Source organism: Pseudomonas sp. p106 (assembly GCF_003936645.1).
Lineage (GTDB): Bacteria > Pseudomonadota > Gammaproteobacteria > Pseudomonadales > Pseudomonadaceae > Aquipseudomonas > Aquipseudomonas putida_E.
This window is the reverse complement of the sequence record NZ_RHQR01000018.1, coordinates 39,824-49,306: the sequence shown is the minus strand read 5'-3', so window position 1 is coordinate 49,306 and position 9,483 is coordinate 39,824. Positions and strand designations below refer to the sequence as shown.

General features: G+C 62.1%; 11 protein-coding genes. 8 read left to right on the top strand and 3 right to left on the bottom strand.

Features of this window, described 5'->3' with window-relative positions; translation table 11 throughout:
- The first annotated feature begins 287 nt into the window (after nucleotides 1–287).
- Nucleotides 288–818 carry an RNA polymerase factor sigma-70 gene (locus tag EGJ09_RS20560; protein WP_119687510.1) on the top strand — a complete coding sequence of 177 codons (531 nt, stop codon included), beginning with the start codon at nucleotides 288–290 and terminating at the stop codon, nucleotides 816–818.
- Nucleotides 819–897: 79 nt separating this feature from the next.
- On the opposite strand, the gene EGJ09_RS20555 is transcribed toward EGJ09_RS20560, so the two are convergent.
- Nucleotides 898–1,911: a GNAT family N-acetyltransferase gene (locus EGJ09_RS20555; RefSeq protein ID WP_125924656.1), complete on the bottom strand. Its 1,014-nt coding sequence runs from the start codon at nucleotides 1,909–1,911 to the stop codon at nucleotides 898–900.
- 64 nt (nucleotides 1,912–1,975) lie between these two features.
- The gene (locus tag EGJ09_RS20550) at nucleotides 1,976–2,776 is read right to left on the bottom strand and encodes an ABC transporter substrate-binding protein (RefSeq protein WP_125924655.1); all 801 of its coding nucleotides are present in this window, start codon (nucleotides 2,774–2,776) and stop codon (nucleotides 1,976–1,978) included.
- A 163-nt stretch (nucleotides 2,777–2,939) separates the two neighbouring features.
- Here EGJ09_RS20550 and EGJ09_RS20545 point away from each other — a divergent pair, with 163 nt between their 5' ends.
- Both EGJ09_RS20545 and EGJ09_RS20540 read left to right on the top strand, forming a co-directional pair.
- On the top strand, nucleotides 2,940–3,485 hold the full coding sequence (locus tag EGJ09_RS20545; protein WP_046785288.1) for an exonuclease domain-containing protein: 546 nt from the start codon (nucleotides 2,940–2,942) through the stop codon (nucleotides 3,483–3,485).
- A 93-nt stretch (nucleotides 3,486–3,578) separates the two neighbouring features.
- Nucleotides 3,579–3,863, top strand: coding sequence for a pyrimidine/purine nucleoside phosphorylase (locus tag EGJ09_RS20540; RefSeq protein WP_125924654.1), 285 nt, complete (start codon nucleotides 3,579–3,581; stop codon nucleotides 3,861–3,863).
- 113 nt (nucleotides 3,864–3,976) lie between these two features.
- Here EGJ09_RS20540 and EGJ09_RS20535 read toward each other — a convergent pair whose 3' ends face one another.
- Complete coding sequence (locus EGJ09_RS20535; protein WP_125924653.1) at nucleotides 3,977–4,669, bottom strand: alpha/beta family hydrolase; 693 nt, start codon at nucleotides 4,667–4,669, stop codon at nucleotides 3,977–3,979.
- A 49-nt stretch (nucleotides 4,670–4,718) separates the two neighbouring features.
- On the opposite strand from EGJ09_RS20535, the gene ccoN (EGJ09_RS20530) reads away from it, so the two are divergent.
- The 5 genes from ccoN (EGJ09_RS20530) to ccoN (EGJ09_RS20505) form a co-directional block, all read left to right on the top strand.
- Nucleotides 4,719–6,143, top strand: a complete 1,425-nt coding sequence (ccoN, locus tag EGJ09_RS20530) for a cytochrome-c oxidase, cbb3-type subunit I (protein ID WP_012315402.1) — start codon at nucleotides 4,719–4,721, stop codon at nucleotides 6,141–6,143.
- A 13-nt stretch (nucleotides 6,144–6,156) separates the two neighbouring features.
- A complete protein-coding gene (gene ccoO, locus EGJ09_RS20525; RefSeq protein WP_023381403.1) occupies nucleotides 6,157–6,765 on the top strand; it encodes a cytochrome-c oxidase, cbb3-type subunit II in 609 nt (202 codons plus the stop codon).
- Nucleotides 6,766–6,770: 5 nt separating this feature from the next.
- Nucleotides 6,771–6,962, top strand: coding sequence for a CcoQ/FixQ family Cbb3-type cytochrome c oxidase assembly chaperone (locus tag EGJ09_RS20520; RefSeq protein ID WP_125924652.1), 192 nt, complete (start codon nucleotides 6,771–6,773; stop codon nucleotides 6,960–6,962).
- Entirely contained in the window at nucleotides 6,959–7,900 is a 942-nt protein-coding gene (ccoP, locus tag EGJ09_RS20515; RefSeq protein WP_046785291.1) for a cytochrome-c oxidase, cbb3-type subunit III, read from the top strand. The genes EGJ09_RS20520 and ccoP overlap by 4 nt, the downstream gene beginning before the upstream one ends.
- Before the next feature lie 368 nt (nucleotides 7,901–8,268).
- Nucleotides 8,269–9,483 (top strand): cytochrome-c oxidase, cbb3-type subunit I (gene ccoN, locus EGJ09_RS20505; protein WP_125924680.1); only part of this gene is annotated, 1,215 nt, incomplete at its 3' end.

Here is a 9,483-nt window from a genome sequence, read left to right as displayed (position 1 = left end):
TCTGGGTAAGTCGGGCCGGCTGCCGCGCGTGGTGCGGCGGGCAGCGTCCGGCGGCCGGATGTACACAGGGGAACGGATGGGCAACGCAAGAAATTACCGGGAAGTCGCAGCGACCAGGCGCGAGGAAAGTGACGCGCATCACGATCGCCTGCTTAGAACTGAAACTAATAGATACTCATTAACTTTCGTATTTGACAATCATTATCATTCTGAATAGTTTGTCGCACGTCGTAGGAAGCTTCCCCAAGTGGGGTGCTCCTATTCCCCTCTGTGACAAGGTGATTTCCATGGCGGAACAACTATCCACAAGTAAGTGCGATTCACCATTACTCCAGGCATTCGTCGACAACCGCAGCATCCTGGTCAAGATCGCAGCCCGCATCACCGGCTGCCGCTCACGGGCCGAAGACGTGGTGCAGGACGCTTTTTTCCGGCTCGGCGCCGCCCCCCAGATCACCTCGTCGTTCAAGGCCCAGCTCAGCTACTTGTTCCAGATCGTGCGCAACCTGGCCATCGACCATTACCGCAAGCAGGCGATGGAGCTGAGGTACTCAGGCAGCGAAGAGGAAGGCTTGAACGTGGTCATCCAGAACGCCTCGCCCGAGGCCACGCACATCAACCTGGCGGCCCTTGAGCACATTGCCGAGGCGCTCAACGAGCTGCCCCAGCGCACCCGTTACGCTTTCGAGATGTACCGCCTGCACGGCGTGCCGCAGAAAGACATCGCCAAGGAGCTGGGCGTGTCGCCCACGCTGGTCAACTTCATGATCCGTGATGCGCTGGTTCATTGCCGCAAGACCGCCAGCCGCCAGGCCTGAAGCAGCTGCAAGCTGCAAGATGAATCAGCGGCGACGCGCCCTTCTCTTGCAGCTTGAAGCTTGCAGCTCGAAGCGCCCCCTAAGCCAGCCTGCAGCGATCGAAAAACCGCTCCCGCCCCAGGATCATCAACGCTGCGCGCTTGTGCGGAAAATCGAACTCCTTGTCGCAATGGAAGCACTGGTCGTGCATGTAGCCGATCATCTTGCCATTGTCGGCACGGGGCTCGGCCACCACCCGCTGGGTGCGTGGGTCATCCAGAAACAGGTAGTGCACCAGCGCCGACAGCCAGCTGGCGACCTTGTGCGGACCGCGATGCGCCTGCTCACCCACCAGCATGTGGATGCCGCGGTCGTAGTCGTCAACTTGATAGAACGGCGCGATGCGGTCCTCCTTGGCCCAATAAGCCTCGAAGTAGGCAAATGGCTGATCGTCGAAGCAGCCGATCAAGGTCGCGGTGTGCGGGTCGGCTTCCAGCTTGGCCAGGTATTCGCTGTGCTGCTCCAACGACCCGCCCTCCTGCCAGAATTGCTCCACACGCGGATCGTTCTGCCAGCGATTGAAGCGCTCCAGGTCCTGTTCGAGCTCCAGGGTGCGCAGCGACACCCAACTCCCCAGGCGCGCATCGAAGCGCCGATACACCTCGCCACGGGGCTTGGGTGCGCGGCGCGGGTGGCGTTTGCCATTGCTGATCTGCATCTGTTGCGGGTACGCGCCGCTGACCGGCTGGCCGAGCCAGGGCTGTGGCAATTGCCAGAACATGGAGCGCTCGCACAGGTATACGCCCGGCTGTTGCGTGGTGAGCAGCAGGCCGCTGGCAAGGGCCTCAGGTACAGACTGCGGCAGGTGCCAGGCAAGGCGCTGGCAGGCTGGGTCACGCGACAACAACCAATAACAGGCGGCCCACAGGGCCTGCTGTGGGCGTTCGGGGCACAGGCGTTCAACATGCACCGCCAGGGTAGCGGCTGGCGCCAGGCGCACCTGGATCAGCGGGCGGCCCTCCAGGGTCAGGCTCAACCAGCAATCGCCCTCTTCAGCGCTCAGGCTGCGCCAGCGAGGCTGTGACAAGGGTTGCGAAGCGGCATCGAACGGCATGGTCAGGGCTCACAGAAAATGAAAGAAAGGCTCACTTCTGAAAACGTCACTGCAATCGGGGAATTTAGTCATGGGGAGCGTGGACGGTGATCCGGTAAGGCTGGAAGATGCGGGCCAGCTCGCCGGTGTCACGCAGGTGGCGCAGCAGCGCGGCCAATTGCGCGTCGCTGATAGGCGCGCCGGGGCGCAGCAAAGCATAGTGATGGTAGACTTGGTCGATGCGCGTGGAGGCCATCAACTGGTCGTGACTGGCCGGGTTGCGCGCCAGGAAATCACTGAGGTACGAGCGCGTCACCAGGGCGATGTCGGCTCGGCCGGCCTGCACCATCAGCAGGTTGCTGTCGTGCGAATAGGTCAGCGTGGCGTTGTAGGCCTTGCGCAGGTAGTTGGGGTCCGGGTTGAAACGGGCGAATGCATAGTGGTAGCCGTTGAACAGCGCCAGCCGTTTGCCGGCGAGGTCATCGAAATAGTGCTGGTCCCGGCCATCGGCCCGTTTGGCGACGAACACCTCGGCATCTTCCAGGCCCATGTCCACCGCCTGGTGCGGTATCCGTTGCCAGCCCCACTGCGGGTTTTCGAAGATGGCCATGTCGGTGCGGCCTTGCTGGAAATCGCCAAAGCGCCGCTGAATCGATGTGGGCACCAGCACGAAGCGATAATCTTGCTGCAGGCGGTTCAACGCTTCGACCAGTTGCGGCAGCAGCCCGGTGTCGGCACCCTGCTCGGGGCGAACCGTATAAGGCGGAAAATGCGCAGCCCCGATCTTTACCTCGATGGCGTCGGCAGCCCAGACCGGTGCCGCCAGCCATACCGCGGCCAGCATCAACAGGGTGGTCAAAGCCTTCAGGCCGGGCGCTGGAGTCAAGACGGACACTCATCACGGTTCATACCTGGATGCGCCTAAGCTAGGCGTTTTCCTGGCAAGGCACAACTGCTGGTTATGCCAAAGTGAGGGCATTTTGCCAGGGGATGCCGTGACGCCCGACATTGGCTACGCTGCTTTGGCATGTATGGCGAGGGAGCCTGGTATGGGCCACTGGTTGGTGATCGACCTGGAAGCTACCACCGATGACGGTGGCTGGCCGGTGACGGAGATGGAAATCATTGAAATCGGCGCCAGCCTGGTGACCCGTGAAGGCCGCGAAGTAGACCACTTCCAGCGCTTCGTGCGGCCCCGGCGGCGGCCGCAACTGACGCCGTTTTGCCGCGAACTGACACACATCAGCCAGGCTAATGTGGACAGCGCAGCGCCATTTCCCGAGGTATGGGCGCGTTTCGAACGCTGGCTGGGGCACCATCGCGGGCAGTTGCAGGCCTGGGTCAGCTGGGGTGATTACGACCGCCAGCAATTGCTGCAGGAATGGCAGCAACATCAACTCGACAGCCTGTTGCGCAACCTGCCGCATATCAACCTCAAGCAGCGCTTCGCCAAGGCTCGTCACCTGCAGCGCCCGACGGGCCTCAACGGTGCCCTGCAACTGGCCGGCATGCATTTTTGCGGGCAACAGCACCGGGCGCTGGAGGATGCCCGCAATACCGCGCGGCTATTGCCCTTGAGCTTGCCGGGCATTTGAGCTCAGAGGCGCCTGAAAGCAGATGACGGGGGGGATGGGCTTGGGCATACTGGCCAGCCCTTTTTCATCCCCCTCTTTTTCAGGAGTCGCCCCATGTTCAAGGTCAACGAGTACTTCGATGGTACCGTCAAGTCGATCGCCTTCGAAGGCACTGAAGGCCCGGCCACCGTCGGCGTCATGGCTCCGGGCGAATACGAGTTCGGCACTGCCAAGCGCGAAATCATGCATGTGGTTTCCGGCGCGCTGACCGTCAAGCTGCCGGGTAGCGACAACTGGGAAATCTTCAACGCCGGCGACAAATTCAATGTGGCCGCCGACAGCAAGTTCCAGCTGAAAGTGGCGGTGGACACTGCCTACCTGTGCGAGTACCGCGACTAAGCGGTAGTCTGCACCGGCCTCATCGCCGGCAAGCCGGCTCCCACAGCAACCCCACAATGTTCGAACACTGTGATATCTCTGTGGGAGCCGGCTTGCCGGCGATAAAGGCAACGCTATTCCAACAGGAACCCCGCAACCTTCTCAGCCGCCGCCTGCAAATGCTGCTCATGGCTGAACCCCGAAGCCTTCAGCGGTTTCAGATCATGATCGCCTGTCACCAGCCAGCTCACCTCGATCGACGGTGACAGCGCATACCCCTGCACGGCTTCACGATTACCCAGCGCATCCCGCTCGCCCTGCACGATCAACGTCGGTGTCTGCAAGCCCGCCAAATGCTCGACCCGTGGTTTTTCCGGTTTGCCCACGGCATAGAACGGATAGCCCAGGCACACCAGCGCGTCAGCACCCAACTCGTCGGCCAGCAGGCTGGCCATGCGCCCGCCCATTGACTTGCCGCCAATCGCCAGCTTGCCCGTGACCAAAGGTCGCACCTGCCGGTACACCTCGCGCCAGCATTCGAGCAGCACCTTCTGTGGGTTGGGTGGCCGCTTGCCACCCCCTGCCCTGCGCTCGGCCATGTAAGGGAACTCGAAGCGAACCACCCCTACGCCAAGCGCCGCCAGCCTTTGCGCCATTTCATCCATGAACCCGCTGTCCATCGGCGCGCCAGCGCCATGGGCCAGGATCAGGCACGCCGCAGCACTGCCATCTTGCTGATTCTGCGCCGAATTGCAGTGCAAGCCTGGGACATTTCCGATCTTCGCCCATTGATCCCCGTCAATACCGGCACGTTGCCCATTAATCATGCTTGCCTCGCTGTAAAGCCTGCCAATAACCGTGGATGGGAACCCATACATGAACACAACCAGCAGTACCGCCTATAACTACAAGGTGGTCCGCCAATTCGCCATCATGACGGTGGTGTGGGGAATCGTCGGGATGGGGCTCGGCGTCTTCATCGCCGCCCAGCTCGCCTGGCCTTCCCTGAACTTCGACCTCCCCTGGACCAGCTTCGGCCGCCTGCGCCCACTGCATACCAATGCGGTGATCTTCGCGTTCGGCGGCTGTGCACTGTTCGCCACCTCCTATTATTCGGTGCAACGCACCTGCCAGACCACCCTCTTCGCACCAGGGCTGGCCGCGTTCACTTTCTGGGGCTGGCAACTGGTCATCCTGCTGGCGGCCATTACCTTGCCGCTGGGTTACACCAGCTCCAAGGAATACGCCGAGCTGGAATGGCCGATCGACATCCTGATCACCATCGTCTGGGTCTGCTACGCCATCGTGTTCTTCGGCACTTTGATCAAGCGCACCACCAAGCATATCTATGTCGGCAACTGGTTCTTCGGTGCCTTCATCCTGACCGTGGCCATGCTGCACATCATCAACAACCTCGAACTGCCGGTCAGCCTGACCAAGTCGTACTCGGTCTACGCCGGGGCCACCGACGCCATGGTGCAGTGGTGGTACGGCCACAACGCCGTGGGCTTCTTCCTCACTGCAGGCTTCCTGGGGATGATGTACTACTACGTGCCCAAGCAGGCCGAACGCCCGGTGTATTCCTATCGCCTGTCGATCGTCCACTTCTGGGCGCTGATCACCCTGTACATCTGGGCCGGCCCCCACCACCTGCACTACACCGCGCTGCCCGACTGGGCGCAGTCGCTGGGCATGGTGATGTCGCTGATCCTGCTGGCCCCCAGCTGGGGCGGCATGATCAACGGCATGATGACCCTGTCCGGTGCCTGGCACAAACTGCGCAGCGACCCGATCCTGCGCTTTCTCGTGGTATCGCTGGCGTTCTACGGCATGTCCACCTTCGAAGGCCCGATGATGGCCATCAAGACGGTCAACGCCCTGTCCCACTACACCGACTGGACCATCGGCCACGTGCATGCCGGCGCCCTCGGCTGGGTGGCGATGATCTCCATCGGCGCGCTGTACCACACCATTCCGCAAGTATTCGGCAAGGCACGCATGTACAGCATCGGCCTGATCAACGCGCACTTCTGGCTGGCGACCATCGGCACCGTGCTGTACATCGCCTCGATGTGGGTCAACGGCATCGCCCAGGGCCTGATGTGGCGCGCGGTGAACAGCGACGGCACGCTCACCTACTCGTTCGTGGAAACCCTGGTGGCCAGCCATCCGGGCTTCATCGTGCGTTTCGTCGGTGGCGCGATCTTCCTCAGTGGCATGTTCCTGATGGCCTGGAACACTTGGCGCACCGTACGTGCACCGGCCACCGAGGCCGCCCCTGCCAACGCCCAGCTGGCCTGAGGAGACCTGCCTGATGAAACATGAAGTCATCGAAAAAAACGTCGGCCTGCTGGCCCTGTTGATGGTGTTCGCCGTCAGCATCGGCGGCCTGACCCAGATCGTCCCGCTGTTCTTCCAGGACGTCACCAACAAGCCGGTCGAAGGCATGAAGCCTTACACCGCGCTGCAGCTTGAAGGCCGCGATATCTATATCCGCGAAGGTTGCGTGGGCTGCCACTCGCAGATGATCCGCCCGTTCCGCGCCGAGACCGAACGCTACGGCCACTACTCGGTGGCCGGTGAAAGTGTGTGGGACCACCCGTTCCTGTGGGGCTCCAAGCGTACCGGCCCGGACCTGGCCCGGGTCGGCGGGCGCTACTCCGACGACTGGCACCGCGCGCACCTGTACAACCCGCGCAACGTGGTACCGGAGTCGAAGATGCCGTCCTACCCATGGCTCGTCGCCCAGCAGGTCGACAACAGCCACACCGACACCAAGATGCGCACCCTGCGCACCCTGGGGGTGCCGTACACCGACGAGGACATTGCCGGTGCGCGTGATGCGGTCAAGGGCAAGACCGAGATGGACGCCCTGGTCGCCTACCTGCAGGTGCTCGGCACCGCGATCAAGAACAAGAGGTGAGTGCGATGGAAATGGATATCGGCATGATCCGCGGCGTGGGCACCCTGGTGGTGATGATTGCCTTCATCGGCCTTTCGCTGTGGGTGTTCAACCGCCGCCGCGACCATGATTTCGCCGAAGCGCGCCTGCTGCCCTTCGTCGACGACCGCCTGCCCTCTGCCGGGCAGGACACTGGCATGAGGAGTAATCCCCAATGACTACCTTCTGGAGTACGTACATCTGCGTACTGACCATCGGCAGCCTGATCGGCCTGACCTGGCTGCTGCTGTCGACCCGCAAGGGCCAGAGCAGCAACACCACCGACCAGACCATGGGGCACAGCTTCGACGGCATCGAGGAGTATGACAATCCGCTGCCCAAGTGGTGGTTCTGGCTGTTCGTCGGCACCCTGGTGTTCGCGGTGGGCTACCTGATCCTCTACCCGGGCCTGGGCAACTGGAAGGGCGTCCTGCCCGGCTACGAGAATGGTTGGACCGGCGCGAACGAATGGCAGAAGGAAATGGACAAGGCCGACGCCAGGTTCGGCCCGATCTTCGCCAAATACGCGGCCATGCCGGTCGAGGAAGTGGCCAAGGACCCGCAGGCATTGAAGATGGGCGGCCGCCTGTTCGCCTCCAACTGCTCGGTGTGCCACGGTTCGGACGCCAAAGGCGCCTATGGTTTCCCCAACCTGACCGACAACGACTGGCGCTGGGGCGGCGAGCCCGAAACCATCAAGGCGTCGATCATGAATGGCCGCCACGGCGTGATGCCCGCCTGGGCTGAGGTGATCGGCGAACAGGGCGTGGCGGATGTAGCCGCCTACGTGCTGAGCAACCTCGATGGCCGCAGCCTGCCGGAAGGCGCCAAGGCTGATGTGGCCAAGGGCAAGGAGATCTTCGCCGGCAACTGCGTGGCCTGCCACGGGCCCGAGGGCAATGGCACCCCAGCCATGGGCGCGCCTAACCTGAACCATCCGCAGGCGTTCATCTACGGTTCGAGCTTTGCCCAGCTGCAGCAGACCATTCGCTATGGCCGCCAGGGGCAAATGCCGGCCCAGGTGGATATCCAGGGCAACGACAAGGTGCATTTGCTGGCGGCTTATGTGTACAGCCTTTCGCAGGGTGATATGCCTGCAACCGTGACTGCCAAGTAACACCCCGGGGCCGCAAAGCGGCCCCAGCACCTCCCCGCCCCTAGCCCCGCCTTGCACCCCCTCCGAACAGAACTAAGCTTGTTGCCACAGTGGCCTTCGCTGTCAATCCAGCGAAGCAGACGCGGTGCATCGCCTGACGCCGCCTGGAAAAAAAGCTTGACCGATCGATCAGAAAAAGATGAAAAACGGTACACATTACAAATATTTATTTGTGTACAATCGCCCGAACCCTATTGCCGCGGGACACCGGCATAAGGGCCCGGACACGGGTCGGCGCAGGGCTCCTTGCGTTGCCATAACCCTGGCGGTTATCGATACTGGCGCCGATTTTTCAACCAACAAGAACACCAAAACCGTGGAACCTTAGAATGAGCACAGCAATCAGTCCGACTGCTTATAACTATAAGGTCGTCCGCCAGTTCGCCATCATGACGGTGGTCTGGGGGATCCTTGGCATGGGCCTGGGCGTTTTCATCGCCTCGCAGCTGGTGTGGCCGCAACTGAACCTGGACCTGCCCTGGACCAGCTTCGGCCGCCTGCGCCCCTTGCACACCAACCTGGTCATCTTCGCCTTCGGCGGCTGTGCGTTGTTCGGCACCAGCTACTACGTGGTGCAGCGAACCTGCCAGACCCGGCTGATTTCCGACAGCATGGCCGCCTTTACCTTCTGGGGTTGGCAGGCCGTGATCGTCGGTGCGCTGATCACCTTGCCGATGGGCTACACCACCACCAAGGAATACGCCGAGCTCGAGTGGCCACTGGCGATCCTGCTGGCCATCGTCTGGGTGACTTACGGGCTGGTGTTCTTCGGCACCATCGTCAAGCGCAAGACCAAGCACATCTACGTCGGCAACTGGTTCTACGGCGCCTTCATCGTGGTTACCGCGATGCTGCACATCGTCAACCACATCTCGCTGCCGGTGAGCCTGTTCAAGTCCTACTCGGCCTACTCCGGCGCCACCGACGCGATGATCCAGTGGTGGTACGGCCACAACGCCGTGGGCTTCTTCCTCACCACCGGCTTTCTGGGGATGATGTACTACTTCGTGCCCAAGCAGGCCGAGCGGCCGATCTACTCGTATCGCCTGTCGATCGTCCACTTCTGGGCGCTGATCACCCTGTACATCTGGGCAGGCCCGCACCACCTGCACTACACCGCGCTGCCCGACTGGGCGCAGTCGCTGGGCATGGTGATGTCGATCATCCTCCTGGCGCCGAGCTGGGGCGGCATGATCAACGGCATGATGACCCTCTCCGGTGCCTGGCACAAACTGCGCACCGACCCGATCCTGCGCTTCCTCGTGGTATCGCTGGCGTTCTACGGCATGTCCACCTTCGAAGGCCCGATGATGGCCATCAAGACCGTGAACTCGCTGTCGCACTACACCGACTGGACCATCGGCCACGTACACGCCGGCGCGCTCGGCTGGGTGGCGATGATCTCGATCGGCGCCGTGTACCACATGATCCCGCGCCTGTATGGCCGCGATCAGATGCACAGCGTGGGCCTGATCAACGCGCACTTCTGGCTGGCGACCATCGGCACCGTGCTGTACATCGCCTCGATGTGGGTCAACGGCATC

Excerpts from the sequence above, each read along its gene's own strand:
- EGJ09_RS20560 (WP_119687510.1), top strand. The coding sequence starts at position 288 with ATGGCGGAACAACTATCCACAAGTAAGTGCGATTCACCATTACTCCAG.
- EGJ09_RS20555 (WP_125924656.1), bottom strand. The coding sequence starts at position 1,911 with ATGCCGTTCGATGCCGCTTCGCAACCCTTGTCACAGCCTCGCTGGCGC.
- EGJ09_RS20545 (WP_046785288.1), top strand. The coding sequence starts at position 2,940 with ATGGGCCACTGGTTGGTGATCGACCTGGAAGCTACCACCGATGACGGT.
- EGJ09_RS20540 (WP_125924654.1), top strand. The coding sequence starts at position 3,579 with ATGTTCAAGGTCAACGAGTACTTCGATGGTACCGTCAAGTCGATCGCC.
- EGJ09_RS20535 (WP_125924653.1), bottom strand. The coding sequence starts at position 4,669 with ATGATTAATGGGCAACGTGCCGGTATTGACGGGGATCAATGGGCGAAG.
- ccoN (WP_012315402.1), top strand. The coding sequence starts at position 4,719 with ATGAACACAACCAGCAGTACCGCCTATAACTACAAGGTGGTCCGCCAA.
- ccoO (WP_023381403.1), top strand. The coding sequence starts at position 6,157 with ATGAAACATGAAGTCATCGAAAAAAACGTCGGCCTGCTGGCCCTGTTG.
- EGJ09_RS20520 (WP_125924652.1), top strand. The coding sequence starts at position 6,771 with ATGGAAATGGATATCGGCATGATCCGCGGCGTGGGCACCCTGGTGGTG.
- ccoP (WP_046785291.1), top strand. The coding sequence starts at position 6,959 with ATGACTACCTTCTGGAGTACGTACATCTGCGTACTGACCATCGGCAGC.